Source organism: Ensifer sp. EB106-03-01-XG145, from assembly GCF_058792075.1.
Genome location: NZ_JBYTEC010000007.1, coordinates 48,730 through 74,365, shown reverse-complemented (window position 1 = coordinate 74,365; position 25,636 = coordinate 48,730). Strand labels below are relative to the sequence as shown.

The window sequence follows — 25,636 nt, the reverse complement described above, 5'->3', positions numbered from 1 at the left end:
ATCCATCACGCTGCCAGGTATTTCTTGAGGAACGCCCGGGTGCGCTCCTGCGTCGGCTGGCGGAAGATTTCGCTGGGCGCCCCTTGCTCGACGACGACACCGCCGTCCATGAAGAGCACGCGATCGGCGACCTCGCCGGCAAAGCGCATCTCGTGGGTGACGATCAGCATGGTCATATGCTCGGCTGCGAGCTGTTTCATGACGGCGTTCACCTCGTCGACCAGTTCCGGGTCGAGCGCCGAGGTGGCCTCGTCGAAGAGCATCACCTTGGGCTGCATGGCGAGCGCCCGGGCAATCGCGACGCGCTGCTTCTGACCACCGGAAAGCCGCGACGGAAAGGCGTCTACCTTGTCCTTGAGCCCCACCTTCGACAAAAGCTCGATGGCGAGTTCACGCGCCGCAGCCTTGCCCATTCCCTTCAGGATGATCGGGCCCATGGTGATGTTCTGTAGCACTGTCAGATGTGGGAACAGATTGAAGTGCTGGAACACCATGCCCATCTGCTGGCGCACCGCATTGATGTGCCGTTCGAAAGCTTGGCCTTTCAGGTTCTGGTTGACCTTTACGCCATCGAGCCAGACCTCGCCGCCATTCAGCGTCTCCAGGTGATTGATCGATCTCAAGAGCGTGCTCTTGCCCGACCCGCTCGGGCCGATGATCGCGACAATCTGCCCTCGGGCAACGGAGAGGTCGATGCCCTTCAGGACCTCCAGCGCGCCGTAGTTTTTGCGGGCGCCCTTGACTTCGACCATGGGTTTTAGAGCGGTCATCGGGAGACCTCCACGTTCTTTTCGACCTGGCGCAGACCCGCTTCGAGGACGAGATTGATGATGTAATAGAGGGCGGCAACCGTGATGTAGAATTCGAACGGCCGGAATGTCTCGCTGATCGCGAGCTGCGCTGCGTGCACCAGTTCGGCAATGCCGATGATCGAGACGAGCGAGGATTCCTTCAGGAGCACGATCAGGTTGTTGCCCATGGCAGGTATGGTGTTGCGGATCGCCTGCGGCACGATGAAGTAGCGCAACGTCTGCATGCGGCCGAAGCCGAGGCTGCGCGCACCTTCCGTCTGGCCGGCGTCGACGGCCACGATGCCTGCACGAAGGATATCGGCACTGTAGACCGCAAAGTGCAGACCGAGGCCGATGATGCCGGCGATCAAGGCGGGGATCTTGAGGCCCAGTTGCCCGAGCCCGTAATAGATCAGGAACAGCTGCAGGAGCAGCGGCGTGCCCATGAACAGCCACATGAAACCGCGCACCGGCAGGGCGACCGATTTCGGCGCGTAGAGCACGACGAGGGCGAAAACGATGCCAAAGACGAAGCTGATCGCGGCGGCGGAAATGGTCAGAACGACCGTCCACCAGACACCCATCCAGAGGATATCGGCATAGGGTGGAACGACGCTGAAATCGAGACCTTGCATATGGCGCTCCTCCCTCAGGCTATGGCGTAGCGTCGATCAAGCAGATCGACGATCCGCGCGACAACATAGACGATGAGCATGTAGAGCACGGCGGCCACGCCGAAGATCTCGAACGGCTTGTAGGTCGAGCCGATATAGCGCTGCGCCGTGTAGGTGAGTTCAACCACCGAGATCGTCGAGACCAGCGCCGATCCCTTGACGAGCGCCACGGCATTGACGCCAAGCGGGCGGATCATGAGACGCGCGGCTTGCGGCAACACGACCTTGCGCATGGTCTGGAACCGGCTGAAGCCGATCGAGCGGGCGGCTTCCGTTTGCCCACGGTCAACCGACAGGATGGCGCCGCGGATGGATTCTGCCATGTAGGCGCCGATATTGAGACCGAGGCCGATGACGCCGGCAGCAAAGGGCTCCAGATTGATACCGATCTGCGGGCCACCGAAGTAGAGCACGAAAAGCTGGATGAGGCAGGGCGTGCCGCGAAACAGGCTGACATAGGCGGTGCCGAAGGCGCGCAAAAGGAACGAGCGCGACATCTTTGCGGCCGATATCAGGAACGCAACGACGAGGCCGAGCGCAAGCGCAAGTACCGAGATCTCGATCGTGATCCACGCCGCTTCCACGAAAAACGGGAAGACGCGCTGCACCAGCGAAACGTCCATGGGAAAACTCCGGAAGGCAAACTCGTGGCCTCCGGCCGCGGCTTACATGGCGGCCGGAGAGACGGTAAGGGTGGGGATCAGCGGATGTCGCTGCCGACCCATTGCATGGCGATCTTCTCGTAGGAGCCGTCTGCCAGCATATCCTCGAGCGCCTTCTGCATCGCCGCCTTCAGTTCCGGATTGTTCTTGCGGATGGCGATACCGATCGCGACGCTGCCGCCTTCGATATCCGGCGTTTCGAGACGGCGGACCTTCTCGCCGGTCTCCTTGACGGCAACCATCACCGGGATGTTGTCGACGACGATCGCATCGACGCGGCCGCTCTTCAGTTCCATCAGCAGTTCCGGCAGGCCCTTGTAGGTGCGGACGTCCCAGCCGCCCTGCTCGCGCGCCCATTTTTCATGGGTTTCGCCGAGCGTGACGCCAAGCGTCTTGCCCTTGAGTTCGTCGAGCTTCTGGACATCAGATGCTTCGCTGACGAAAACGGCGCGGCCGGCATGGTAATAGGGGCCGACGAAGTCCACGACCTTTTCGCGCTCCGGGGTGATCGTCATCGAGCCGACGATCGTATCGTATTTGTTGGCAAGCAGGCCGGCGATGATGCCGTCCCAGGCGGTCGTTACCAGCGTGCCCTTGACGCCGACGCGCTCGGCAATTGCCTGACCGATCGAGGCGTCGAAACCAACGACCTGGTTTTCTTCGTTGACGAAATTGAACGGCGGGTACTGACCCGACATGGCGATCTTCAGTTCGCCGGCGGACTTGACGTTTACTAGGTCGTCAGCACGAGCCGTGACGGCGGAAAAAGTCGCAGCAATGGTGAGCGTCGCGGCCAAGAGGCCGGAGAATAGGGTCTTCATGAAATGTTCCTTGTTCCTCTGGATTGGGGCGCGCCTTCTTGTGCGCTTGGGATTGGCAAGGGGCGCCTTCCGAATTTCATGATTGCTTCTGCTTCAGCATTGCGCAAATAGATAATGGAAATAGAGGGCATAGATTTCAGGAATGGCATCACCGCGATTGGAACGGCTCGTCTGGGAGCTCGACTGGAACCTTCTGCGCACCTTCGTTGTGATCGCCGAAGTGAAGAGCATCACGCGCGCGGCCGAGCGGCTGAACCTCAAGCAACCGAGCGTCAGCAACGCGCTTCGACGGCTGGAAGACCGCGTTGGACGCCGGCTCGTCGAACGTGACGCGACGCGTTTCGATCTCACTGAAGTTGGACAGCTGCTCTATGAGCAAAGCGTCGAGGTCTTCGGCACGATCTCGCAACTGCCGCAACTCGTGCGCGGCGTCAGCGACGACGTCACCGGACATGTCACGATCGCAGTTGCGAGCCACGTGGTCTCACCGATCTTCGATCGGGCGCTGATGGAGTTTCACCGCAGCTATCCGCGCGCCACGCTAACGATCAACGTCGGGCCGAGCGGCGAGGTGACGCGCCAGGTGCGGGAGAAGCGTGCCTCCTTCGGTCTTTGTCTTGTCAGTGTCCGGGATCCAGCGCTCGACTATTTGATGGTCTTCCGGGAGTTTTTTGGCTTCTTCTGCGGCCCGCACCACCGGCTGTTCGGACGCGAGGGGTTGAAGCTGGCCGACCTCAAAGGCGAGACGTCGGTGTCCTTCCATACCGACCACATCGCCGATGCCCTGCGGCCTGTGGCGCTCTTGCGCAGCGAAGCCAAGCTCAACGCCAATGTCGTCGGCGTCTCGTCCAGTCTCGAGGAGGTGCGGCGAATGACGCTTGCCGGTCTCGGCGTCGGCTCGCTGCCGCTGCATGTCGCCCGCCGCGATGTGGCGGACGGGCTCCTGTGGCGCCTGCCACCCTATGACAATCCGCCTGCCATCGATATCTTCATGCTGACAAACCCGGAGAAAGCGATTAACCGGGCAGAGAAGGCGCTGATCGCCGGTTTGCAGACGCTGATCGCAGAAACGCCGGTTGAAGAACGCGTCTATGCCGATTGATCTGCGCGTGCAGGCTCGTTGCTCGACAGGAGCGCCTCGGCGCGCGCCCGCGCGTCTGGCTCCAACGCAATGGCCGCGCGTGCCTCAAGATCGAAACGTACGGTCGTGGTCCTGTTGACCGCATGCACGATGCCGTCGAGCGTACCGGACATGATCTGCTCGAAGGTGACCGACGAGCGGCCAAGCTTGATGACACGCGACCGGATGGTGATCAGTGCGCCCGCCTCGGTTTCGTGCTTGTACTCGACCTCGGAGCGCACGTCGGCCCAGCCTCTACCCGTCTCCGACTGAGCTTCCGGCCCGACGATGTGACCAAGAAGCTGGAAGCTCGCATCGTCGAATATGGCCGCATAATGGCGCACATTCATGTGCCCCATCGTGTCGCACATCCACGGGTGAGCGACGCCGACATAGGTTGTCAAAGGCTGGACGGACATGGGGCGCGCCTCATTCATCGAGTTGTGACCGTTGCGAGACATAACGGATGCCCGACGCTTCTGTCCATGGCGCCCGAGAAGAGCATCCCTTGAACGCTCGCATCTGCGGTGGCTGGACAAAGGACCAGGAAATCCGGACTTATGTAGCAAATGCCACAAAGTTCACGCAGCGCAATCAGACGCGATTTTTGGTGCTTGATGTTACACGGACGGGCTTGGCTGATCGGGATGGCCGCCCTGTATTTTGATTGTTGGGCGATCTTGCCGTCTGAAAGCCGCTTCCGCGAGACCATCGAACCACTCCTCATTTATCGAATGGCTCCAAACCGATAGGACCTCGTAGAGCCACATCCATGTTTGCCACACTGGTGTCTCACGCAACATGTGGACACCAGAAGTGGCGTCGGGCGCGGCGCACGAAGAACGAGTGAGCAATGTCAGACAACGATAGCGATCTCAATGCGGGCCGCAAAGTCGATGACTTGGGACATCTCGGCGACGTTCGTGAATATGGGCGTCGCGCTGAGCGCGGATAGGTCGCTCGAGTCGACTCGATCTCCGAAAAGGAGGATCGATCGGTCGGGGTCGCAGCGCTTCGATGTCCATATCAGTCCATCGACATCAGGTCTTGCTTGGTGGATGGCAAGCGCCCATTGCGCGATCATCGGATATTGGTCGGCGTCGGTCTCGATCAATTCCGCACGCGAGATGTTCCAACGCGCGAGGTCCGGTGTGAAAAGGGGGACCAGTTTCAAATCGCGGATCGGCTCGACCACTGAGTGGGCCAGAGGCTTGATGTTGTCCGCGCCGACGGTCTTGCCCGGCGCGGTCAACGGCACGTCGTGGAAAATGGTCTCGTTGACGGCGCATTCAAACGTCGTCGCCACATACTGTGTTGGGATGGGGCCGCCGGGTAGATGAAGGGGAGCGAAACGGCTGAGCCGTCCGAGACCAGGATTGAATGTGCAACTCCCGAAACGAGCGTCGTGCACGCGATGCAACATCGTTCCACCTTTAAGGACGCACGTGTTCGAAGCAGGGAACGGTGACGGCGGAGGTGGTGTCTTCATCCTGCGATGAATTCCGATTCCTGCGCCGCCGCATTTAGCACACCATCCTTGTCATCGAGCGAGTTCGCCGGAACCCTGCCGCCCAACCATCCGTTGGGAGAGGTGAACCAGAACGCCAACTGCCAGGGCGACTTCCTGCCTTCCAGCTTCTTGATGACATCGCCGACTACAGCGATAGGTTGGCCATCCGAAAATTGGAAGACCGGGAAGTATTCCGTGCCCGCATGCTTGACGGAAAAGACCTTGTGACTGGCTTTCCAGCGAGCTGCAGTCATGCTCGGGTTGCTGGATGAGTGTCCGGCGCTTTCGGCGAGCTGCTTGCTTGTGGCGCAACTCCATTTTTCGAAGAATTCTTTGCGGGCCTTCGCGTTGCTTTCCAGCAGGAGCTGGGTGACGGCCGCGTCCGGCGGCGTCGGCATGTAAACTGAAAGAAGTTGATCGACTGCTTCGTCCGTGAGTTTTTCGTGCCGCGCCTCGACCACGCCCGGAGCCCTGGAAACTACGCTCCTGATGGTGTCCCGCAACAGGGCGTCATCTGATTTCACCACCACGATCATCACGTCTTTGACGTCGACGTCGGACGTCCCTCGAATGACCCGCTCGACGACGTTGGCGAACTTTCCCGCACGCACGAAGGGTTCCCCACTAGCCTTCTCAGCGGTGATCTTCTTCGAGGTGGTTGCCCTCCCCTTGATTTTGGCGGATTTAGCCTTGGGCACGGTCATGCCTGCTTGAAGAGCGAAAGCGAACTCGGCTCCACCGTATATCTGCAAGTCGTCTTTCCTGGCCATGATTGCCACCGTTATTCAGGTTATTCTCATAGTAATTAACCTATATAATCTTCGTGCGATTTTCAAGGTCGAAGATCGGCGAGACACGTCGTTCTCGCGTCATGGCTGTTGGCTATCGGAACTCGAACTTCCTCGACAATGCTTCTAGTATGTCTGGACGGGCGCGGTCTCGAACGCCGCCTTCTGCCCCTCAAAGGCGGCTTCCTCTCGGATCGCGACCAACCTGGCGTCGTCCTCGGCCAGTATCCACTTCGATTCGTCGACCACAGACGCCATGAAAAGCACACTAAAAGCACACCGTTTTGATGCAATCAGGAGTATATCAATTTCGTCGACCTGGAATCTTGTGGCATTTGCTACATAAGTCCGGAAAAATCCGAGGGTAAGCACACTTGCTCCAAACGATAAACGATGGCTAGGCGCAGCGTGGTTGCCCAATCCTAGATAGCGGCTTGAAATACGAGGAGGAATGAGGCGTGAAGGTCTATCTCGCTGGCCCGGAAGTCTTTCTCTCCAATGCGGTCGAGATACAGCAGGAGAAGGCGGCACTGGCGCGCGCGGCCGGCTTCACGCCGCTGGTGCCGGGCGATCTCGAAATCCCTCCGGCGCCCACCAAGCATGAACGTGGCCTTGCTATCTATGCGGTGGACGAGGGCATGATGCTCGCCTCTGACATGATCATCGCCAACCTGACGCCATTTCGCGGCATCAGTGCCGATGTCGGCACGGTGTTCGAACTCGGCTTCATGTGCGGCCGTGGCAAGCACGTCTATGCCTATACCAACACCTCGCGCAGCTACTACGAACGTATCCTGAATGATCATTACAGAGGCACCGCTGCACTGCGCCCCGACGGACGCATGGCAGGCGCCGACGGCCTCAGCATCGAAGATTTCGACATGGCCGACAATCTGATGCTGGATGGTGGCATCCTTCGTCGGGAGGGCGCGCTGATCAAGCGCGAAGTGCCAGAGGCCGATCGCTTTACCGACCTCGAGGCTTTCAAGGAATGCCTGGCCATCGCCGCAAAGCGGCACCTGGCGTAGAGTTGCGGTTGGTCCTGTCGTCCGGCGAGGGGCTGCCGAAATCGAAGAAATCATCGACCGTGACGGCCCGGTCGCCGAAACTTATATCTCTGATATCGTTGCGGCCGGCCGCTCTATCGACGCAAATTGCACGTCCGAAGCAGTTTCTCGCCTCTTTGAAGGATGCGATCGCGAAGAATGGTGCCAATTTCTTTGCTTGACCTGAAACCGGACTCGATTGCCACAAGCGCCGCTCAACCGCATCGATCGATTGGCCGCGCCGAGCCAACCTTCTATAGAGTTTACCGCTCGGGAAATTATCTGCGGAAGACATCATGCGGCCGCGTTAATTTTCCCGTTCGGGAAAATTAATCTCGACAGAGCACCCAACATGCTGATACTTTCCCGAGCGGGAAAATAACGATGGCAAAACGGGTCAAAACTCCATCTGATATCGGCGCCCTGGTCCGAAGCGCACGCAAGGAGCAAAACTTGCGGCAGGACGAACTCGCCGGCGTTGCTGGCGTCGGGCTCCGGTTCATTGTCGATCTCGAGGCCGGCAAGCCGACAGCACAGATAGGAAAAGTGTTGCAGGTTCTGCAAACGCTCGGCTGTTCGGTCGATATTCTGGTTCCTGGTGAACGCAGACAATGATGACAAGGGTTCTCAACGTCTGGTGGGATGCTCGAATTGTCGGGCAATTCTCCCAGGATCGGCACGGCGATATCGGTTTCGCCTACGCTGAAGCTTGGCTTGATGATGAAAGCACACTTCCGCTTTCAGCCTCCCTCCCGAAGCGCCAGCAGCGTTTTTCCCGTCGTGAATGCAGACCATTTTTTGGCGGCCTGCTGCCCGAAGAAAGCCAGCGCTTGGTTGCAGCGCAAGCATTGGGCGTCTCACCTGCAAATGATTTCGCGCTACGATAAATCACTTTGCGGACTTGATCGCGGGCCGCGCCAAACTCGTCAGGTTGTCGATTTAGCCGAACTGCGGAGTGCAATCCTAAAAGGCTTTGTTTCGCCACCACCACGAATTCCGCGATCAGATTAGCTGCTTGTTACATCCAACGCTTCGGCAACGCATCCCCGCCCGGCATCTGCGCCGTCCGCACTGCCGGCCCAAGCGTTGATAAATCAGCCGCTGTCTTCCACGTCGGGATCGGGCACAAAAATAGGCCACGGCTTTCCGGACGCCGGATCGGGATGCAGTCGCTCGTTTTCAGGTGTGCCGCTTTCGTCGCGGACCCGGTCGATTTCGCGAAGCACGCGCGGGGCGGAGTCGCGAAACTGCCGTCCCGCCGTCATCGGTAAGAGCTTTCGTCGAAGTAAAGGTCAAACGCACCCCGCGAGTGTTCAGAGGGCAGCGAAAGCCTCTAATCGGAGGCGCAGGGCCACCCCGCCGGTGTGTTCAGACCGGCTGGCAACTTGGTCGAGCTATCGCCGCACGTCATGTCGACCTGCTCCTGTTCGAGCCCGGTCGCCTCGGAGAGGTTTACGCCCTCGATCCGCGTCAGGAACATGAACGCACCATCGAAGTCGATCGGTCCCGTGAAGCTCGAGTTGCTAAAGCTGGCGCGCGACAGGTTGGCGTGAGAAAAGCGGGTTCCGGTCAGTTCCGCCCTATCGAAATTCGCCCGTCCGAGTTCGGCTTTCTCGAAGCTCGTACCCGTCAGCCGGGCGCCGCTGAAATTGGCGCGCTGCAGTTCGGAATTGACGAAGGACGCCTTTTCGGCAGCGATACCCGCAAAATTGCAGCGATAGGCTTCGATCTTGGAAAAATTTGCCCCTTCGGCCAGGGCGCCAGCCACCGATGAACGCACCAGTGTTGCCTTCTCCAGGTTGGCGCCAATCAGATTGGCGCCCCGCAGGTCCGTCAAGGTGAAATCCGTGTTGACCAGATTGGCACCTTGCAGATCGCTGCCGCCAAGCATGAGCGCCTTCTTGTTGCAGTCGGTCCAATCAGCGCCGGGTGCGGCCGCGTCCTTGCAACTCGCGGCGTGGCCGACCGCCGGCGCCGCCAGGGCGACAAGGCAAGCGGTGATTGCCGGCGCCAGCAAATTTTTCACCGTGCGAGCCGTCCCGTTCAGCGTTTTCCGGCGCAGCGCCGTGGACTGACGCATCGCGCCGCACCCGTGGTCGAGATCGGTTTTGAGGATAGTCATGGCGCCGCTCCGGGACCCGCGGGGTCGAATGGTTTGCATTTCAGATGGCATACACATCCTTTGCGATGATCGGCATCACCGGTTGTGCGTGCTTCGCTGGTAAACGTATGACGTTGTTGCCCTTTATGCAAATAACAGAATTGAAAACGCTTCGTTTCAGATAGCGGCTTCCAACAGCCAGTCGCGCAGTTTGGCGTGGGGGCTACCCTCGATAATGGCTGCTGGTGCGAGCAGTTGGTAGACCGTTCCGTCCTCGATAAATCCCGCTGGCGCGGTCAGAATGCCGCTATCGATGTCATCACGTACTAGTTGCCAAGGACCGATCGCGACACCGATTCCGGCGACCGCGGCCTGAAGGCTTATGTAGAAATGCTCGAAACTCTGTGAGCGCCGCCCGAGCGTGCGGCAATCGGCGAGCCTTGCCCAGGTTTCCCACGCATCCGGGCGGCTACGCGACTGGAGGCGTACCGCATCGGCGCGCAGTTCCGGCAGGCGGCGTGCGTCAGGCCGGTCGAAAAAAGATGCAACCTTGTCGACACGGCAGATCGGGCCGGTGCGTTCACGAAACAGCGGGGTCGCATGGACCGCGCCCGTCTGCAGGAAATCGTTTCGCCGGATAGCGAGATCTATGCCGCGCCCCAGTGTTACCGGACCACCCCCGGCAACGAGATGTACAGGGACATCCGGGTGCCGCCCTTGAAAATCCGGCAACCTCGGGATGAGCCAGCGCATCAGAAGCGTCGGCTCGCAAGAAACCACGAGGGCAGACACCCTCGCCTCTTCCCTGATCTCCCGGACGGCTGCCTCGACGAGAGCAAAGCCCTCGCGCACGGCAGTCGCGAGCTTGCGGCCGGCGTCCGTCAGGAAGACGCGACGACTTCGCCTTTCAAACAGCGCCACGCCCAACTCGTCCTCCATGAGACGGACTGCCCGGCTGATTGCGCCATGGGTTAGATGCAATGCCTCCGCAGCGCGACTGAAGCTTTCGAGCCTGGCCGCCGCCTCGAAACAGCGAAGCGCTGCCATAGGCGGCAGGCGAACGGTGTTAATCTGTGATCTAGGCTCACCAATATCGTCAGGATTCATCGTTAGTCGCCGCACCGTTTTTCGCCTATTGCTTCTGCAACATCGACGGAACAAGCGAGAAATGCAATGACGGAACTGTTAGCCGTAGTCACCATTACGATCTTGGCTGTCATCAGCCCCGGCCCCGATTTCGCGATGGTCACGCGCAACAGTCTTTTGCTGTCCCGACGGACCGGCGTTTTGACGGCGCTCGGGATCGGCGCAGGTGTCTGCGTCCATGTCGCCTATACCATCCTGGGTGTCGGGCTTGTAATCCGGCAATCGATCCTTCTCTTCAGCATCTTGAAGCTTGGCGGTGCCGCCTACCTGATCTGGCTCGGTTTCAAGATGTTGCGCGCCAAGCCTGCGGGCCCGCTGGAAAAGCTCGACGTTCCGGCGCTTTCCGATCTCGGCGCCCTGCGCACCGGATTTTTCACCAATGCGCTCAATCCAAAAACGACGGTCTTTATCGTCAGCCTCTTCATGCAGGTCGTCGAGCCAACGACCCCGCTGCTTTTGCAAGTCGGCTATGGCGGCTTCATCGCAGCCGCCCATATCGTCTGGTTCGCCTTGGTGGCCTTGTTCTTTTCGTTCGGTGTCGTGCGTGTTCGCCTTCTTCGACTGCGGCATTGGATCGACCGCATCTTCGGCGCCTTGTTGGTGAGTTTCGGCCTTCTCCTGGCAACGACGAGTGTCACCAGACCCTAGCTGCGGCGTCTGACAGGCGCCTATCTCCTGTCATTATCGGCCATATGCCTTGCCTGGGACGCGGAAGCATGCAATATCCATACAATTATCAAGACCGGATATTGTAGCGATGAACGACGAACGCTTGCAGATTTCGTGGAGCCCCACCATTCGCAAGGCTGATGGGCCTCTCTATCTCGCGATCGCGGATGCGATTGCCGCGGATATTGCCGATGGGCGGCTTGCGGACGGGATGCGACTGCCGCCGCAGCGCGTGCTGGCAGAAGCGCTGGGGATCGACTTTACCACCGTTAGCCGTGCTTACAACGAAGCGAGGCACCGTGGCCACGTGGAAGGCCGCGTCGGCCAGGGCACCTATGTTAAGGCACGGCGGGCCAATGTCGCCCGTCCGGCGACCAGTGGCATTGTCGACATGAGCATGAATCTGCCACCGTTGTTTGACGATCACGCGCTTTCTGCGCGGCTCTGGGATGACATGGCAGCACTTCAGGCTGAGCACGGGCTCGACCTTCTGATGCGCTACCAGGCGCCCGCCGGCACACTGCACAACAGAGCCGCCGGCGCCGCCTGGCTGAGACCGCGCCTCGGCGAGGTGCCAGTCGGGCGCATGCTGGTCTGCCCTGGCGCGCAAGGCGCGCTGCTTGCCGCGCTCAGCAGTTTGGCCAAGGCAGGCGACACCATATGCGCCGAGGCGATTGCCTACCCGGGTCTTCGGGCGCTCGCCGCCCATCTCGGCATCACGGTGCTGGGGGTCGCCATCGACGACAAAGGCCTTATTCCGGAAGCCTTTGAAGAGCTTTGCTCGACGCATACATTAAAGGCCCTCTACTGCAATCCGACGCTTCACAACCCGACGACCGTCACGCTCTCGCTGGAGCGCCGCGAAGCCATCGTCGCCGTCGCCAGACGACATGGCGTGGCGATCATTGAAGATGACGCTTATGGCGCCCTCCCGGTGGCACCGCCACCCGCGCTTGCTGCGCTGGCGCCGGATCTTGTCTATTATATCGGGGGCCTGGCGAAATGCCTCTCGCCGGCGCTCCGCATCGCTTATCTCGTCGTGCCGGATAGCCGCAGCTCGGTCCGGATCGAGGGCGTCATCCGGGCAACCGCCGGCCTGGCGTCGCCCCTCACAGCCGCTATCGCCACCCGCTGGATCGAGGATGGAACGGCAGATGCCGTCCTTGGCGCGATCCGCACCGAAACAGCCGCTCGGCAAAGGATAGCCGAAAACGTCCTTCCGAAAGACACGGCCGTCAGCGACCCTCATGCCTTTCATGTCTGGTTGCGCCTGCCGCGGCCCTGGACCCGCGGCGAGTTCAGCGGGCGGCTGCAGGCGGCAGGCATCGCGGTCGTTCCGAGTGACGCCTTTGCCGTCGGCCCGGCCCCGGAAGCCGTCCGCCTGGGGCTGGGCGCGGCTGCCACACAAGAAGAATTGCGCCGCAGCCTGTTGACCATCGCTGACCTCCTCGGCCAATCCCCCGCCGCATCCAGCCTCGTGGTCTAAGGGAAACGGTACTGCTGGCGGGCGAAATTGTCGCAGCAATGTATGCATACAATAATTTGACAATGTATGCTTTCGGGCGCTTAATCCTCTGGACCTGAGGCGGCGCCTAGGAATGGCCGGCCGCATACCAGGCAACATCGGCAAACATCAAAATGCGCCGGACGAGACGCCTGAAAGGAACGACTATGTCTTCGGATCACGAATGGCCACCTATCCCACCCATGCAGACCGGTCTGCGCGGCCGTTGCCCGCGCTGCGGACAAGGACACCTCTTCCAGGGGTTCCTGAAGATGCGCAAGGAGTGCGAAGTCTGCGGTCTCGACTATTCCTTCGCAGACCCAGCAGACGGCCCCGCCTTCTTCGTCATCTGCTTTGCCTGTGTGCCAAGCGTGCTTCTTGGCGTCTGGCTCGAGGTTCAGTATAGCGCGCCGCTCTGGGTGCATCTGCTGGTCACCGGCCCGTTCATGCTCTTGACGTGTATTCCACCGCTTCGACCCTTGAAGGGATGGCTCGTCTCAAGCCAGTTCTTCTACAAGGCCGAGGAGGGCAAGGTCGTCAGGCGCAGTGCGGATCCGCCAGTTGCGACAACGCAGTAATGACCGCGCCTCACTGCGAGAACATGGCTACCGGTCGCCGATAGCGCGGCGACCGTCTTCAGGTGGCGGCGCGCCTTGTCAGGCGGCAGATACCGACCGCCCGCATCCGCCAGGAAGGCCGATCACCTGTTCGATACAGCGCGGCACTGGTCGAACAGAACCTTCTCCTTGGCATCCGCCTCAGGGCCAAGCCAAGTCAATGCCCCGAACTTCGTCCCCAATCCGCCAACGGTAACTGCCTCCGTCACCGTGCGGAGACACATACATCTTCCTCGGAGCGGTCGGTGAGGCGCCACATTCGGACGGTTTTGCCCGCAAGTTCCGCCAGCACGGACTCCTCACCGCTCTTCTTCTTCGCATAGGCAATGGTAACCGGACCTTGTTCGCAAGAATAAGCAATGACCGTTACTGCCGTGGTCGCCTTTGCTGCGAAAGATGAAGATGCATCCGAGAGCGACATGACTGCCGCGGCGATGAGGAATGCACATCGATTCATGCCGAAATCTCCGATGGGACCGTGCAGGCTGGATCGCCTTGCGGGCCTGTGCCCTAGGAGGAATTACAATCATTGGCTTCATTTCGTCAAGCAAGTCGCGACCATCAGGAGCGCGCCGGAGCGTCAGCGCAGCGGTTCCCTTCCAAGCAGCTTTTAGAGGCGTTGCGTGTGGGTCGCTGCGGCACTGATCGCGAACGGTCGGTCGCCTCCCAGAGTAAAAATTCCCTAAAAAATAACGGCGCCGCCAACTGTTGATCGTTGACGGCGCTCTTCACCGGAAGCCTCTCTTCTCAAAGGCCGACACTAGGTAAAATATAGAAACCAAACCGTCAATGTGTAGTTTATGACGTTTTTATGAGGGCTTGTTGTCAATAGTTCTTCGCCGCAAAAATATAATTTGGATTCATTACTATCTATAAGCGGTCATTTTTATTTTAGAAACACATGATAGTGAATATTGTGCCATACTATATATCAAAGAAGTTCTCCGAAGATTCGAAACAAAATTGTTACAAAACTGTCGTTTGGCGACGATAGCGGTGTCGCCGCTGCCCGCCGCGAGCCATCGTGGCCGGTTCATTTCGTCGCAGCGTGAGCGAGGTAGCCGATAATTTTCTGGGCGACACCAGGGTCGGGCCTTGTTGACCTTGAAGACCATTAGAGAGTTCGTCCGTATGAATATCAAAAGCCTTCTTCTCGGCTCCGCTGCTGCTCTCGCAGCAGTCTCTGGCGCCCAGGCAGCTGACGCAATCGTCGCAGCCGAGCCGGAGCCCATGGAATATGTTCGCGTTTGCGACGCTTTCGGCACTGGCTACTTCTACATCCCGGGAACCGAAACCTGCCTCAAGATCGGCGGCTTCATCCGTTTCCAGACCTCGTTTGGTCGTGACGCTGCAGACAGCCGTTACAACAACGAAGACCACTTCTTCGAAGGTGCCCGCGGTCAGTCCACGTCTGACTGGGATGCCTTCTCGCGCGCTTACATCTCGTTCGACGCCAAGAGCGACACCGAGTATGGCACGCTCACCGGCTTCTTCGCCGCTGAGTTCAACGCCGACAACGACACCGATACTGGCGACAGCGACTTCATCGACGTTGATGAAGCCTACATCCAGCTCGGCGGCCCGAAGGCCGGTTTCTTCTACAACTGGTGGGATAAGGGTATCAACGGCGAAACCGACACGCTCGGCAACGTCACCGAATTCAACTCGGTCGCCTACCTCTATGACGGCGGTTCGTTCCAGGCCCTCGGTCGACGAGCTCGAAGGCTGGTCCACCAAGGCAAACGGCATCGGCATCTCCGGTATCGTTTCGGCTTCGGTCGGCGGCGTTTCGTTCGACTTGCTCGGCGGCTACGACACCGAGTGGGAAGAAGGCGCAATCCGCGGCCTGCACTCGGCAGACCTCGGCCCGGGCACCTTCCAGCTTGCCGGCATCTGGGCTTCGAACCCGAACACCTACTGGAAGGCTTCCAAGTGGACCGTTGCAGCGTCGTACGCCTTCAAGGCCACCGACAAGCTGAAGATCACCCCCGGTGTCCAGTACTGGGATAGCCTGCAGACCTCGGCTACCGATTTCGGTGACGACGACATGTGGCGCGCTGGCGTAACGCTCGACTACGCGATCACCGAAGGTCTGGCGACCCGCATCTCCGTTCAGTACAAAGACAAGGACAATGCCGACGAGCAGGTCAAGGGCTTCGTCCGTCTGCAGCGCAACTTCTAATCCGACCACCATCGGATGCAATGGCCCGCAACCTCTGCCGAGGTTGCGGGCTTTCTTATTGCCAGCGAAATACGTCAGCCGCCGGGCCCGGCGCTGATCAATTGGCTGGGGTTGGCTCGCCCAGCGAAAGCATCAGACGGTTCGCCCAGTTAAAGAACGCGGCGCCGTGGATCACATCGGCGATTTCCAATTCATCAAGGCCGGCCGCAGCCAAGCGTGCGACATGCTCGTCGCCGAAGGCTGGCGGTGTCGCAGTCAGCGCGACGGAGGCGGCAACGATTGCATTCCATCGCTCGCCAAGGTCGGCGCCGACACCCTCATCCAGCAGCTTTTGCACGTCGTCGCCGCGTTTCGAATGATGAGACGCGAAGCGCGCGTGGACCGATGCGCAGAAGATGCAGCCGTTTGACCGCGAGGCGGCCGTGGCCGCGAGTTCGCGCTCCGCGCGTGGCAAGCCCGTGCGGGTATTGTAGAAGATGTCCTTGTCCGTCTTCGTGCGTGCCTCCAGTACCACCGGATCGCGTACCAGCAGACGAAAATAGGGAGACTTTGCGCGCGCCGCTTCGACAAGCCCGCGGAGATGTCGATCGGTCAGATCGTCCTCGGCCAAGGGCTGGAGCCACGGCGTCCAGCCGATCTCGGCCTGGGTGAAGGTTACAGGAGGATTTTCTACGCCCGGTGTGATGGCAACTTCAGTCATTGTCGCGGTTCCTCTCGACGTCTTATGCAGCGGCACGCTTCGATGCGGCGGAAAGCAGGCTGAGCCCGGCGATCACCCGGATCTGGAACGCGACAAACGAGACGAGTTGCGACAGCGTGACGATGCCATCTGTCGTCCAGCCGGCGTCGAGCAGCGCCTGCAGCGCTTGCGGGCTGGCCTCGCGCGGGCGGAAGACGAGCAGATGCGCATGTTCAAACGCGGCTGAGAGCTTTTCGCCGAGCACGTCGCGGTTTGTGTCTGAGACGCGATAAAGCAGACCCGCCTTGTTCTCGACGCTCAAGGGCCCCTCGGGGTAATCGCCGTAGGGACCCGTCGCCTGCCCTGCCCCAATCTCCGCCTTCAATACCTCGACAAGCCAGCGATCCGTACCGCTTTCCTCCAGGGGATTGACATAGAATTCATAGATATCCGGCTGACGGTGAAGTCCGGCGATGAAGCTCGCAATTGTCTGCCGCTCCGCCAGGGAGACGTCGCCAGGTGCCTTGGGTCGAAATAGCGCGAGATAGCTTTGCTGCGCCTGCTCTCGCGTTTCCGGTCTTTGGGCGCGGATGCGGTCGAGGCTCGATCCCGGGGTGATGCCCGCAAGCAGATCTATGATGTCTGGCGACACTTGGGTCATGGCTTTGTCTCCTCTACTTGGTGAAATCGGCGCTCAGTCTCAACCGACGGCACCAAACCGGCGCGCGTGGAACTTCTCCTGCGGCGACCAACCGAGCGCTGGCGCAACCTTGGTTGCGACCAATTCGATCGAACGCAGGATCAAAGGGTGCGGCGGATCGACGGAGTGAACCTGAAACACGAGGTCCGTCACGCGCTCCAGGGTCTCGTCGCGGCTGAGGCTTTCGGTGACGTCGTCCACCGATCCGACATGGACGTCGAATGCGGCGATCAGATCGGCAAGGGAGTTGCCGGCAACCTTGTGACCGGCGGCAATCAAGCGTTCTGCACCGCGGTTCAGCCCGATCTCCGCCAGGCGCAGCGCTTCAGCACGGCTATCGGCGACAAAAAGGCTGCGGGACCCGAGGATGCGGGGCGCGCGACCGGAGGGAAGCGCATGCAGGTATGCGTCGATGATCGGGTTCTGTAGTTCCGCCAACGAGGCGTTCGGTTTGTCCTGCGGCCGCGGCTGCGTGCGCGACAGCATCAGGCCGTCGCCAGCGCGACCGGCACGCTCGCCGCCGGCGACCGAGAAGGTTGCCTGCCAGATGCGATCGAGCAGTTGCGGCGCTGCGGGATAGAGACGATCCCCGCCGGCAAGCGCTCGGCCGGCCCAGGCATCAAGCACGGTTTGGAGATGCCGACCGAAGACCACACCACGCTCCGCGCTTTCAAGGCCGAAGGCGGTAAAGGAGGACGGCGTTCCGCCTGTGCCGAATCCGACCTCTAGGCGGCCCCCGGAAAGCAAATCGAAAACCGCTGCATCTTCCGCCACTCGGATCGGGTTTTCGAGCGGCAAGGTAATGACGCCCGTGCCGAGGCGGATGCGCGTCGTCTCGGCTGCTACATGAGCCAGGAAAACAAGGGGGGCGGGCAGGCCGCCTTCATCGGCATGGAAGTGATGCTGCGCCACCCAGGCAGTATCGAAGCCGAAGCGCTCGGCGGTCACGATCTGCTCCTTGGCGTAGTAATAGCGAGTGCCGGCGGGAACGTCGTCGAGCACGCGTGTGAAAAAGCCAAGGCGCTTGCGTGGGGTGGTCTGTGTCATGGTCAGTCCTTGTTCGTAATTCCCGCCGCATCAGGCAGCGGCCCGGGGGCTTTGCCCGGGAATGGCGTTGATCAGCTCGCGGGTGTACTCACTGCCGGGATGTTCGAAGACCTCAGAAACCACGCCACCATCGACGAGGCGCCCATCCCTCAGGACGGAAACGGTGTCGGCGATCTGGTGCACAACGGCGAGGTCGTGGGACACGAAGACGTAGGTCAGGCCGAGATCGCTCTGCAGTTCCTGGAGCAGGGCGAGAATGCGCGCCTGGACGCTGACGTCCAGAGCGGATACCGCCTCGTCCAGCACCAGAACCTGAGGATCGAGCACGAGTGCTCTGGCGATCGCGACGCGCTGGCGCTGGCCACCGGACAGCGCGTGCGGTCGTCGCGAAAACGCGTCTTCGGGCAGCCCGACCCGGGAGAGGATCGCCCTCGCCTTCTCCTCGCGATCAGTGCGCTTGAGCCGGCTGAAATTGAGCAGCGGCTCTGCCACGATTTGCAGGATGCTTTGGCGTGGGTCGAGCGATCCATAGGGGTTCTGGTAGACGAGCTGGATCTTGCGTCGAAATTGTCGGAGATCCTCTCCGGTAAGACGCGAAAGATCGGTACCGTCGATTTCGATCCGTCCAGCGGTCGGTTTGTCGAAGCCAACGATACTTCTGATCGTCGTCGTCTTTCCCGAACCGGACTCACCAACGATTGCGTGGGTCGACCCGCGACGGACACGAAAGCTCAGATCGTCGACCGCGCGAAACCGGCTTTTGGCCTCGCCCGCAAATTCGCGAACAAGACCGTCGACGACGACAATATCGTCGTGAACCCCTGATGCTGCCGAACTGGCCCCCGGCCTGGACACCGGCCCTGCAAACGACGGCGCAGCCGCGAGCAGTTGCCGCGTGTACGGGCTACGCGGGCCGGCGAGAACGACGCTGGCTGCGCCTTGTTCCTGAATTCGCCCGTCCTTGAGAACGACGATCCGGTCAGCGCGGTCGGCTGCAACGCCGAGATCGTGGGTCACGAGAAGTACGGCTGTGCCGTACTCGGCTCGCAATTCATCGATCAGATCGAGAATGCGTTTCTGCACCGTGACGTCGAGCGCACTCGTCGGCTCATCGGCGATGATCAACTGCGGTTTCAGGGCAATGGCGATCGCGATCAGCACGCGCTGGCGCATGCCACCCGACAGTTCGTGTGGATATTGCCGCGCCCGCAATGCCGGCTCGCTCAGGCCCACACGGGCAAGCAGGGAAATGACGCGATCGTCGATCTCGTCAGGGCGCAGCGCACCGTGGATCCGGAAGATCTCGCCCACTTGCGCGCCGATGGTCTTGACCGGATTGAGAGAGTTGCCCGGATCCTGGGGCACGAGGCTGATCCTGGCGCCACGCACCGTTTCCAGTTGCCGATCGGTCCATCGGGCTATGTCGGTTCCGTTGAGCTTGATGCTGCCGCGTTCGACGCGACCGTTCGCCGCAAGCAGACCGATGATCGACTGCGCCGTCGTCGTCTTGCCGGAGCCGGATTCTCCGACAAGGGCAACGACTTCGCCAGGATTGATGCTGAAGGAAACATCGTGGACAGCGCGCCGTTCCGCAGTTCCATCACGATAGGCGATGCATAGGCCCTCGACGTCGAGAACGGGCGACACCTGCTGAGGGATCACGGTCATGCTGCGGCCTTTCCGAAAGATTGGCTGACCCGATTGGCGGCCAATACGACGAGAACGACCACGACGCCGGGCGCTGTCGTCAGCCACCAGGCCGTCGAGATGTAGTTGCGGCCTTCTGCGATCAGCAGGCCCCATTCGGGCGTCGGCGGTGGCGCGCCATAGCCGAGAAATCCGAGTGTCGAGATTTGCAGGACCGCCGAGCCGAACTGCAGCGATGCGAAGGCGAGAACTGAAGTGAGCGAGTTCGGCAGGATGTGCCGCCAAAGCACCGATGCAAACGTGCCGCCGCTGCCGAAGGCCGCCTCGACATAATCGCTGCGCCGAACGCGCACGACTTCGGCCCGCGCCAGTCTGGCGAAGCCCGCGACCGAGGTGACGCCGACGGCAATAGCCGCATTCACCGTGCCGAAGCCGAGCAGGATGATGATGCTGAGCGAAAGCAGCAATGGCGGGATCGACAGGAAAACATCGACAAGCCGCATGATCGCGTCATCAAAGCGACGCCGGACGGAGCCGGCGACGACGCCGAGCCCGGTGCCCACGATAAGACCGAGGCCAACGGCGACAAAGGCACCCGTCAGCGAATGCACGGCACCATGGACGATGCGCGCGTAGAGGTCGCGTCCGAGAGCATCGGTCCCGAGCAGATGTTCTGCGCTGGGGCGCTTCAACTGTGCGCCACCCACGCCCTCGAGCGGGTTGTAGCCTGTGAAGAGCGAGGGGGCGACTGCCCAGAGGAAAACCGTCGCCAGGATGAACCAGGACAAGGCCAGTCCCGGAGGCACGCGGCGTAACGTCGAGGCCACGCGAGAGCGCCGTCCGTGGGTCTGCCGCATTGCATCCGCAGCTATGTCGTCGTGAAGCGTATCGAAGGTGGTCATGCGGCAACTCCGACTTTTGTCCTGAGGCGCGGATCGAGCACGGGATAGAGCAGATCCACGACAAGATTGATGATCACGAATGCGAGCGCCGAGAGCACGACGATGGCCTGGAGGACGGCAGCATCCTGGCTGCCGACGGCCCGTTCGGTAAGGCCGCCGATGCCGTTGAGCCCGAAGACGGTTTCCGTCACCACGGCCCCGGCGATCAGTTCACCGAAGAGCACGCCCGCAATGGTCAGTGTCGGGAGGAGCGCATTCTTCGCCACATGCCGCCAGAGAATCCAGTGACGGTTGGCGCCTTTGGCACGGGCGACGCCGACGAAGGGCCGCGTCAACACGTCGTCGATGTTGCGCACAAGCACCTGGGCGAGCGGTGCAGAAATCGGCACCGCGAGCGTGAAGACGGGCAGGATCAGTTCCTGCCAGGGGCCGGGATTGATGACCGGAACGAGCTTCAAGCGGAAGGAAAAGATCTGGATCAACATGATCCCAAGCCAAAAGGTGGGGATCGAGATGAAGAGCGAAGGAACGGATTGCAGCACTCCGCGCAGCCAGGTGAACGGCGTCAGACTGGAGAGGAAGGCGATGAGGATCGCCAGCACGGAGGCAAGGAGGAAGCCAAGCGTGGCGAGTTTCAACGTTGCCGGCAGATGGGCCGCGAGCAAGCTGCTGACCGGAACGCCCGCCTGAACGGAGTAGCCGAAATCGCCGGTCAGGAATTTGCCGATCGTCTGCACGTACTGAACGAGAATCGGGCTGTCGGCGGCATAGGACGCCTGGATTTCGGCGACCTGTTGCGCGGTCAGTCCAAGATCGGGGTTCTGGAACTTGATGAGGATCGCATCGCCGGGCATCGCCTGCAGCAGCACGAAGGAGATCGTGAATGCGGCCCACAGGACGAAGAGCGCCTGTCCGACGCGATTGAGCAAATAGGCGGACATGATCCAATCCTCTGCACGCGAATTTCGGGGAGTGGCGGCCACCGCGAGCGCGGTGGCCCCGGGTCGATCAATGCTCGGCGAGCCAGGTGCTGTAGAAGCTCGGACGACCGACTGCCTCGAAGGCGACGCCCTGGACGTAAGGGGCGCCGGCGTAGGCCTGCGGCTCCTCGAAGATCGGGATCGCATAGGCCTGGTCCACGACGTAGTCCTGGATCTCGCCGGCGATCGCGAGGCGCTTTGCACGGTCCGGCTCGGAGGCCAGTGCGTCGAGCAGGCCGTTCAGCTTGTCGTCGACGAAGCTTTGGACCTTGTCGCTGAGGCCACCCTTCTGACGCAGCACGTCGCGGTTCTTCGGGTAGTACTGGCTCTTGATCACGTCGGGGTCGGCGCGACCGACCATCGCCGGTGAGACGGGCGTCTTCAGCGGATCGAGATCGTCGACCGTCCTGCTGCCACTATCGCCGGCAAGAACGTTAAGCTTCACGCCAACCTTGCCCCATTGCTGGGCGACCAGTTGCAGCGTCTCCTTGTTCTGCGGTTGCGGCAGAGATTCGTAAGCGGTCAGCACAAGTTCCTTGCCGTCCTTCTGGCGCAGGCCGTTGGATCCGACCGACCAGCCGGCCTCGTCGAGCAGCGCCTTGGCTTTCTGCGGATCAAAAGCGAGCTTTGCCGAGATATCCTTGTAGCCGAGCGCGGAGGACGCGATGATAGAGGTCGCCTGCGGATAGTTTGCCGAGAACAGCGTCGTGACGATTTCCTTGGCATCGGTCGCGTGCAGCAGCGCCTGGCGCACCTTGATGTCGGCCACCAGCGGATTGTCCGGCCGGAAAACGACGCTGTTGTTCACGCCGCGTGTCGATGGTGCGTAGATCTGGTAGTCCTGTGCCTCGACTTGGCTCTCGTCATAGGCCTGGACCTGGCGGATGAAATCTGCCTGGCCCGCAAGCAGCGCACCGATGCGCACGCTGTCTTCGCCGGTGATGATGTATGTGATGCCATCGAGATAGGCGCGGCCCTGGTGCTCGAGCTTCGCGGGACCCCAAACATACTCTTCGCGCGCCTTGAGGTTCAGCTCCTTGCCAATCGTCTCGCTCTCGACCACGAAGGGACCGGAGCCGATGATCTTGGTCGCATCGCCAAGCTCTTCGAAGGGAAGCGCGAGTGTGCTGGCGGCGACAAGCCCGGAGCCGATGACCGATGTTCCCTGCAGGAAGCCCGGCGAAGGTCGCTTGAAATAGAATTTGACGGTCAGCGGTTCGACGACTTCGCTGCGCTCATAGTTATTGATGACTTCGGAAACGGGGTGCTTCAGCGCTTTGTTACCAAGACCGAACACGTCGTAATTCTTGGCGACGGCCGCCGCGTCGAGAGGCGTGCCGTCGGAGAAAGTGACGCCCGGACGGATCTTGAACGTGTATTCGGTCGCATCCGCGTTGACCGTCCAGGATTCGGCGATCCAAGGTTCGATCTCAAGCGTCTTTGAGTTCTGATAGGTCAGCTTGTCGGTGATCTGATTGAGGATACCGCCGTTCGGATAGAAGCCGCCTGCCGGGGGATAGAGATTGGTATGGGCTTGCTGCTCCAGATAGATCAGCGTCCCGCCTTTTACCGGCTCCGCGCCTTCGGCGTGGGCAGCCACGTGGGTCAGGCCGGTCGCCGCCAGCGTCGCGAGGGTGAGCGCAAGCCGTTTCAGTTTCATCGTCATGAGAGCCTTCCTTCGAAAATCTGAAGGCTATGGTACGACTGCCGGCGTTATTATCAATTAAATCTAGTAAATTAATATGCTATATGTTTCGACGGATGGGAAAGAAGCATCTCGCTCGCAGGCAAGGCTGAGATAATTGTCCCCGGCGTGCAAATTCACGTCGATCTCGACATGCTCCGAGCATCTCGTCTTTGTGGAAAGGCCGCCCCTGTGCCCACCCGCCACACACGCGACATGGACACGTGCTTGATTGCGGCCGGCATTGACAAGCCTATCATTATCCGTTGAAAAAACTCGGCAATTCCTTTGAACCTCCCAGGGATCGAAAAGCATCATGGAAAGTAACAAAGTCCTCGTCGTCGGCGGTGCCGGCTATATCGGCTCGCACACCTGCCTCGAACTTGCCAACAAGGGGTTCGAACCCGTCGTCTATGACAACCTTTCGAACGGTCACGAGGAATTCGTCAAATGGGGCGTGCTCGAAAAAGGCGATATCCGTGACCGCCAGCGGCTCGACGAGGTGCTCGCCCGCCACAAGCCGCGCGCCATCCTGCATTTTGCCGCGATGATCGAGGTCGGTGAATCAGTCAAGGATCCGGTCTCCTTCTACGACAACAACGTCATCGGCACCCTCACCCTGCTTTCGGCCGCGCTCGCCGCCGGTGTCGAGGCCTTCGTCTTCTCATCGACCTGCGCCACCTATGGCCTGCCGGAAAGCGTGCCGATCGACGAGCAGCACCGCCAGGCGCCGATCAACCCCTACGGCCGGACAAAATGGGTGTGCGAGCAGGCACTGAAGGACTATGGCCAGTACAAGGGTCTTCGTTCGGTGATCCTTCGCTACTTCAACGCCGCGGGCGCCGATCCGGAAGGCCGCATCGGCGAGTGGCACGAGCCCGAGACGCACGCGATCCCGCTTGCGATCGACGCTGCCCTTGGCCGCCGGCAAAGCTTCAAGATCTTCGGCACGGACTACGACACGCGCGACGGCACCTGCGTGCGCGACTATATCCACGTGCTTGATCTGGCCGACGCGCATGTGCGCGCTGTCGAATATCTGCTTGCCGGCGGCGACAGCGTCGAGCTCAATCTCGGCACGGGTACGGGCACGACCGTCAAGGAGCTCTTGACGGCGATCGCCGATGTCTCCGGCCGTGCGTTCAATATCGACCTGGTCGAGCGTCGCGAAGGTGATTCCACGACGCTCGTCGCCAACAACGACAAGGCACGCGACATTCTCGGCTGGGTCCCGCAATACGATCTGTCGGATATCACCCGCACCGCCTGGAACTGGCATTCGCGTCGCAACCAGGGCGCCTGATGAATTGCTGAATTCGGTGCGGCGTTTCAGGCGCCGCACCGAAAAGACTTAAGCTACGCCGCCTGCCGCAATGGCTTCGGTACGATCCGCGAGCGCAAACGTCGCGTCAGCGGCTTTTCGAGAAGCAGATAGGCGGCGACGCCCAATGCAGTTCCCGATACGACGGCGAGGAACGCCGATAGAGCGAGGTCGACACCCGCCCTGGCACAGATCTTCACCACAACCGATATGGCGAAGGTGTGCCAGAGATAGATGGAATAGGACGCATCGCCGAGAAGCATCGGCAATCCACGGGGGCGAAACCAGCCACGACTTTCGAGCGCCAAGGTGCCGACGACAAGCATTACGGCCAAGGGCCCGAGCACAAATTCGTCGAAAGGCAAACGAAACACGGCCAGCGCCGAAAAACCTGAAATCGCGATTGCAACGAGCGCCATGCCGGCATTGCTTCCCGGTACCCTGCCCCGCAGCCACAGTTCGGCAATGATCATGCCGGCCACGAATTCGAGCACGATCGGCCGCGTATAGGTGGCGAACAGCGCATTGTCGCTGTCGATGGCAAAACCCAAGCCGACCAGCAGCAGGAAGCATGCGGTGATCGCCAGCAATCGACGCGACCGCGGCAGAAAGAGGGTCAAGGCGAAGACGGCGTAGAAGAACATCTCGTAGTTCAGCGTCCAGCCCTGGACCAGAACCGGCCACACCTCGCCGGTGCTTGGAGAGGCCATTGGGACAAACAAGAGCGATGCAACCACGTGGGTGGGGCTGAGAACGAGATTGGGGAAAAGCCCGGCTAGACCGCCAAGAACCATGACGGCTGTCGCCAGCCAATAGACCGGCGCGATCCTTTGAACGCGGTCACGCAGGAAAGAGATCGGCGGCATTGGCTTGCGCTCGCTGATCACCCACATGATGAAACCGCTGATGACAAAGAAGATGTCGACGCCGGCAGCGCCGATCGCGAAATGATGCCCTGTGCGCTCGGCCGCATGAAAGACGACGACGCCGAGCGCTGCAACCGCACGCAGGTACTGGATCCCGTAGATAGTGGTCATCGCGCCCC

26 protein-coding genes and 3 pseudogenes are annotated in these 25,636 nt (G+C 60.7%); 9 read left to right on the top strand and 20 right to left on the bottom strand.

Features of this window, described 5'->3' with window-relative positions; genetic code table 11:
• Nucleotides 1-5: 5 nt before the first annotated feature.
• From AC3WWH_RS18270 to AC3WWH_RS18255, 4 genes are all read right to left on the bottom strand, one after another.
• On the bottom strand, nt 6-770 hold the full coding sequence (locus AC3WWH_RS18270) for an amino acid ABC transporter ATP-binding protein (protein ID WP_058320917.1): 765 nt from the start codon (nt 768-770) through the stop codon (nt 6-8).
• On the bottom strand, nt 767-1,426 hold the full coding sequence (locus AC3WWH_RS18265) for an amino acid ABC transporter permease (RefSeq protein ID WP_058320918.1): 660 nt from the start codon (nt 1,424-1,426) through the stop codon (nt 767-769). The genes AC3WWH_RS18270 and AC3WWH_RS18265 overlap by 4 nt, the downstream gene beginning before the upstream one ends.
• 14 nt (nt 1,427-1,440) lie before the next feature.
• Nucleotides 1,441-2,088 (bottom strand): amino acid ABC transporter permease, encoded by a 648-nt coding sequence (locus AC3WWH_RS18260; protein WP_057249527.1) that lies wholly within the window; start codon nt 2,086-2,088, stop codon nt 1,441-1,443.
• A 77-nt stretch (nt 2,089-2,165) separates the two neighbouring features.
• Nucleotides 2,166-2,948: an ABC transporter substrate-binding protein gene (locus tag AC3WWH_RS18255; protein WP_058320919.1), complete on the bottom strand. Its 783-nt coding sequence runs from the start codon at nt 2,946-2,948 to the stop codon at nt 2,166-2,168.
• Between the two features lie 142 nt (nt 2,949-3,090).
• Between AC3WWH_RS18255 and AC3WWH_RS18250 the strand changes: the two genes are divergently transcribed.
• On the top strand, nt 3,091-4,050 hold the full coding sequence (locus tag AC3WWH_RS18250) for a LysR family transcriptional regulator (RefSeq protein WP_058320920.1): 960 nt from the start codon (nt 3,091-3,093) through the stop codon (nt 4,048-4,050).
• On the opposite strand, the gene AC3WWH_RS18245 is transcribed toward AC3WWH_RS18250, so the two are convergent.
• The 4 genes from AC3WWH_RS18245 to AC3WWH_RS18230 form a co-directional block, all read right to left on the bottom strand.
• Complete coding sequence (locus AC3WWH_RS18245; RefSeq protein WP_058320921.1) at nt 4,038-4,487, bottom strand: acyl-CoA thioesterase; 450 nt, start codon at nt 4,485-4,487, stop codon at nt 4,038-4,040. The two genes, AC3WWH_RS18250 and AC3WWH_RS18245, sit on opposite strands and share 13 nt — an antisense overlap.
• A gap of 437 nt (nt 4,488-4,924) precedes the next feature.
• The gene (locus AC3WWH_RS18240) at nt 4,925-5,491 is read right to left on the bottom strand and encodes an RES family NAD+ phosphorylase (protein ID WP_162752637.1); all 567 of its coding nucleotides are present in this window, start codon (nt 5,489-5,491) and stop codon (nt 4,925-4,927) included.
• Between the two features lie 62 nt (nt 5,492-5,553).
• Complete coding sequence (locus AC3WWH_RS18235) at nt 5,554-6,348, bottom strand: hypothetical protein (RefSeq protein ID WP_058320922.1); 795 nt, start codon at nt 6,346-6,348, stop codon at nt 5,554-5,556.
• 144 nt (nt 6,349-6,492) lie between these two features.
• The gene (locus tag AC3WWH_RS18230) at nt 6,493-6,624 is read right to left on the bottom strand and encodes a hypothetical protein (RefSeq protein WP_280938312.1); all 132 of its coding nucleotides are present in this window, start codon (nt 6,622-6,624) and stop codon (nt 6,493-6,495) included.
• Nucleotides 6,625-6,824: 200 nt separating this feature from the next.
• Here AC3WWH_RS18230 and AC3WWH_RS18225 point away from each other — a divergent pair, with 200 nt between their 5' ends.
• The 3 genes and pseudogenes from AC3WWH_RS18225 to AC3WWH_RS18215 all read left to right on the top strand — a co-directional run.
• Complete coding sequence (locus tag AC3WWH_RS18225) at nt 6,825-7,394, top strand: nucleoside 2-deoxyribosyltransferase (RefSeq protein WP_058320924.1); 570 nt, start codon at nt 6,825-6,827, stop codon at nt 7,392-7,394.
• 402 nt (nt 7,395-7,796) lie between these two features.
• Nucleotides 7,797-8,027, top strand: coding sequence for a helix-turn-helix transcriptional regulator (locus AC3WWH_RS18220; RefSeq protein ID WP_057249517.1), 231 nt, complete (start codon nt 7,797-7,799; stop codon nt 8,025-8,027).
• Nucleotides 8,024-8,293 (top strand): annotated as a pseudogene (locus tag AC3WWH_RS18215) (HipA N-terminal domain-containing protein); the annotation flags it as partial. The gene AC3WWH_RS18220 and the pseudogene AC3WWH_RS18215, both read left to right, overlap by 4 nt.
• Nucleotides 8,294-8,506: 213 nt before the next feature.
• On the opposite strand, the pseudogene AC3WWH_RS18210 reads toward AC3WWH_RS18215, so the two are convergent.
• The 3 genes and pseudogenes from AC3WWH_RS18210 to AC3WWH_RS18200 form a co-directional block, all read right to left on the bottom strand.
• A pseudogene (locus AC3WWH_RS18210) lies at nt 8,507-8,686 on the bottom strand (hypothetical protein); the annotation flags it as partial.
• 59 nt (nt 8,687-8,745) lie between these two features.
• The gene (locus AC3WWH_RS18205) at nt 8,746-9,492 is read right to left on the bottom strand and encodes a pentapeptide repeat-containing protein (protein ID WP_082615791.1); all 747 of its coding nucleotides are present in this window, start codon (nt 9,490-9,492) and stop codon (nt 8,746-8,748) included.
• Nucleotides 9,493-9,690: 198 nt separating this feature from the next.
• The gene (locus tag AC3WWH_RS18200) at nt 9,691-10,560 is read right to left on the bottom strand and encodes a LysR family transcriptional regulator (protein ID WP_156433004.1); all 870 of its coding nucleotides are present in this window, start codon (nt 10,558-10,560) and stop codon (nt 9,691-9,693) included.
• A 126-nt stretch (nt 10,561-10,686) separates the two neighbouring features.
• Between AC3WWH_RS18200 and AC3WWH_RS18195 the strand changes: the two genes are divergently transcribed.
• From AC3WWH_RS18195 to AC3WWH_RS18185, 3 genes are all read left to right on the top strand, one after another.
• Nucleotides 10,687-11,307 (top strand): LysE family translocator, encoded by a 621-nt coding sequence (locus tag AC3WWH_RS18195; RefSeq protein WP_058320926.1) that lies wholly within the window; start codon nt 10,687-10,689, stop codon nt 11,305-11,307.
• 109 nt (nt 11,308-11,416) lie between these two features.
• On the top strand, nt 11,417-12,814 hold the full coding sequence (locus tag AC3WWH_RS18190) for an aminotransferase-like domain-containing protein (protein ID WP_058320927.1): 1,398 nt from the start codon (nt 11,417-11,419) through the stop codon (nt 12,812-12,814).
• Nucleotides 12,815-12,999: 185 nt separating this feature from the next.
• Entirely contained in the window at nt 13,000-13,410 is a 411-nt protein-coding gene (locus AC3WWH_RS18185) for a DUF983 domain-containing protein (RefSeq protein ID WP_057249508.1), read from the top strand.
• Nucleotides 13,411-13,654: 244 nt separating this feature from the next.
• Here AC3WWH_RS18185 and AC3WWH_RS18180 read toward each other — a convergent pair whose 3' ends face one another.
• On the bottom strand, nt 13,655-13,906 hold the full coding sequence (locus AC3WWH_RS18180; protein ID WP_058320928.1) for a hypothetical protein: 252 nt from the start codon (nt 13,904-13,906) through the stop codon (nt 13,655-13,657).
• A gap of 674 nt (nt 13,907-14,580) precedes the next feature.
• Here AC3WWH_RS18180 and AC3WWH_RS18175 point away from each other — a divergent pair.
• A pseudogene (locus AC3WWH_RS18175) lies at nt 14,581-15,631 on the top strand (porin).
• A gap of 97 nt (nt 15,632-15,728) precedes the next feature.
• Here the strand turns inward: AC3WWH_RS18175 and AC3WWH_RS18170 are convergent.
• The 7 genes from AC3WWH_RS18170 to AC3WWH_RS18140 form a co-directional block, all read right to left on the bottom strand.
• Nucleotides 15,729-16,331 carry an alkylhydroperoxidase domain protein gene (locus tag AC3WWH_RS18170; RefSeq protein WP_058320929.1) on the bottom strand — a complete coding sequence of 201 codons (603 nt, stop codon included), beginning with the start codon at nt 16,329-16,331 and terminating at the stop codon, nt 15,729-15,731.
• A 22-nt stretch (nt 16,332-16,353) separates the two neighbouring features.
• Nucleotides 16,354-16,971, bottom strand: coding sequence for a CMD domain protein (locus tag AC3WWH_RS18165; RefSeq protein WP_058320930.1), 618 nt, complete (start codon nt 16,969-16,971; stop codon nt 16,354-16,356).
• A 39-nt stretch (nt 16,972-17,010) separates the two neighbouring features.
• The gene (locus tag AC3WWH_RS18160; RefSeq protein WP_058320931.1) at nt 17,011-18,057 is read right to left on the bottom strand and encodes a putative FMN-dependent luciferase-like monooxygenase; all 1,047 of its coding nucleotides are present in this window, start codon (nt 18,055-18,057) and stop codon (nt 17,011-17,013) included.
• A gap of 30 nt (nt 18,058-18,087) precedes the next feature.
• Nucleotides 18,088-19,725 (bottom strand): dipeptide ABC transporter ATP-binding protein, encoded by a 1,638-nt coding sequence (locus AC3WWH_RS18155; RefSeq protein ID WP_058320932.1) that lies wholly within the window; start codon nt 19,723-19,725, stop codon nt 18,088-18,090.
• On the bottom strand, nt 19,722-20,561 hold the full coding sequence (locus AC3WWH_RS18150) for an ABC transporter permease (RefSeq protein ID WP_058320975.1): 840 nt from the start codon (nt 20,559-20,561) through the stop codon (nt 19,722-19,724). Before AC3WWH_RS18150 ends, AC3WWH_RS18155 begins: the two co-directional genes overlap by 4 nt.
• A gap of 41 nt (nt 20,562-20,602) precedes the next feature.
• Nucleotides 20,603-21,547 (bottom strand): ABC transporter permease, encoded by a 945-nt coding sequence (locus tag AC3WWH_RS18145; protein WP_058320933.1) that lies wholly within the window; start codon nt 21,545-21,547, stop codon nt 20,603-20,605.
• Nucleotides 21,548-21,614: 67 nt separating this feature from the next.
• A complete protein-coding gene (locus AC3WWH_RS18140; RefSeq protein WP_058320934.1) occupies nt 21,615-23,252 on the bottom strand; it encodes a TIGR04028 family ABC transporter substrate-binding protein in 1,638 nt (545 codons plus the stop codon).
• Between the two features lie 334 nt (nt 23,253-23,586).
• On the opposite strand from AC3WWH_RS18140, the gene galE reads away from it, so the two are divergent.
• On the top strand, nt 23,587-24,573 hold the full coding sequence (gene galE / locus AC3WWH_RS18135; RefSeq protein WP_058320935.1) for a UDP-glucose 4-epimerase GalE: 987 nt from the start codon (nt 23,587-23,589) through the stop codon (nt 24,571-24,573).
• 53 nt (nt 24,574-24,626) lie between these two features.
• On the opposite strand, the gene AC3WWH_RS18130 is transcribed toward galE, so the two are convergent.
• Nucleotides 24,627-25,628 carry an acyltransferase family protein gene (locus AC3WWH_RS18130; RefSeq protein WP_058320976.1) on the bottom strand — a complete coding sequence of 334 codons (1,002 nt, stop codon included), beginning with the start codon at nt 25,626-25,628 and terminating at the stop codon, nt 24,627-24,629.
• Nucleotides 25,629-25,636 lie beyond the last annotated feature (8 nt).